The organism is Exiguobacterium sp. Leaf187 (assembly GCF_001423925.1).
In the GTDB taxonomy this organism is placed as follows: domain Bacteria; phylum Bacillota; class Bacilli; order Exiguobacteriales; family Exiguobacteriaceae; genus Exiguobacterium_A; species Exiguobacterium_A indicum.
In genome coordinates this window covers 1-1,512 of sequence record NZ_LMPR01000002.1, presented here as the reverse complement: position 1 = coordinate 1,512, position 1,512 = coordinate 1, and the positions used below count along the sequence as shown (strand labels likewise).

Here is a 1,512-nt window from a genome sequence, read left to right as displayed (position 1 = left end):
CAAGGGCCATCAAAAAAAGCCGCTGCCGTTCCTCGTCTTCCTCCGCGTTTTGGCTCAAAGCAAGGCTTTTCGCTCGCGGGCTCCGGAAGCCTCCGTACCGGTGCGCTGTCCGCTTTTTTTGATCTTTCCCTGCGGTCACCCTTGCGCCGTCTCGCGATGCTCGCTGCGTTCCCGTCAACAGGACGGCACCGTGTCGGACTGCATCCCACTCGCGAAAGGAGCTTTTCCATGAAACTGACTACACTCGTTGAAATCACCCGTATCCGCCAAGAGGTTCGTGAGCCAGACGTCGCGCTCGAGACAACGCACATCACGTCCCCCGAGGACGCGTTCTGTGTCGCCAAACGCTTCATCCAGGACGATGACCGTGAGGTATTCCTCGTCATCCTACTCAATACGAAGAACCGCGTCATTGCTGTCCATCGGGCACACGTCGGAAGTATCAACTCGAGCGTCGTCCATCCAAGAGAAATCTTTAAGTCCGCCATCCTCAACAATGCGACGTCGCTCATCGTCAGCCATCAGCATCCGAGCGGTGACCCGCATCCATCACGGGAAGACATCGAGGTGACTGAACGGCTCGTCGAAGTCGGACGTATCGTCGGCATCCAGCTGCTTGACCACATTATCGTCGGTGCCGGAGAAGAATACGTCAGTTTGAAAGCACAAGGTGTTTTGTAAAGGAATGGTATAGCGTAGACGGACGGGACAATCCCGTCCTGTCTGCGCGCCAGAGCATGGACGAAAAACGACGTCGTTTTTCTTTTGAGAGAGCGCAAGCGAGTAAGGAATGGATTCGTCCCGAATCCAAGGGCAATGAGAGACCCGCAGTGGACGGATCCACTGCGGGTAAGAAAGTACATCTGGTCTTTTCTATATAGATAGAAGGGTGTTATGGAAGATGCAGTAGTGAGACAGTAGTGGAGTGTACGAAGGTTCGAGGAGAGATAGCTGATTGAAGTGAATCGATCCTTCTGTAGATAGGTAGTAATGCTCTTTCTACTGGATGTACAGCATAAGAAGATTTTTCGGGCTCATGCGTGAGGCTGTAGGCTGCACGCAGCAACATCCTCATCGCACCGCTCCCCTCCTGCCGGACCGATAACGAGAGCTGCACATCGCTTGCGCGAGGCATCTCTACGTTCCTGTTCCTTGCGACGGAAGGCACGGAGCGTTCCATAGAATTCTAAAAAGAAAAATAAAAGGTTAGGATTTAGTCGAAGGAATGGCATACTAAAGGAAAGAGGCTTGTCCACGTATGAGATCGTCGTTAGTGCTTCGGTCGTGAATGATGTATCGTATGCGAGGATATCTAAAAAGGAGAAACTACATATGAACTTTGATGGATCGACTGATGTATTAGGTGCAGCACTTACAAATGTCAATCTACTTTACCTCGTTCCGATTGCATTCGGACTTTTCTTATTGATCGATTTCTTGTTTACAAAAGACGAATTGTAATATTAAGTGCAACACCTAGCTGAAAACACAAAAAAAACCCATAACGACCTC

2 protein-coding genes are annotated in these 1,512 nt (G+C 50.4%); both read left to right on the top strand.

What is annotated here, in order from left to right; genetic code table 11:
• The coding region (locus ASF99_RS00020; protein ID WP_326937792.1) for a JAB domain-containing protein at nucleotides 1–681 on the top strand (681 nt) is incomplete at its 5' end.
• Between the two features lie 651 nt (nucleotides 682–1,332).
• Complete coding sequence (locus ASF99_RS17700; RefSeq protein ID WP_268761031.1) at nucleotides 1,333–1,461, top strand: hypothetical protein; 129 nt, start codon at nucleotides 1,333–1,335, stop codon at nucleotides 1,459–1,461.
• Nucleotides 1,462–1,512 lie beyond the last annotated feature (51 nt).

Coding starts and splice junctions, on each gene's coding strand:
- ASF99_RS17700 (WP_268761031.1), top strand. CDS start 1,333: ATGAACTTTGATGGATCGACTGATGTATTAGGTGCAGCACTTACAAAT.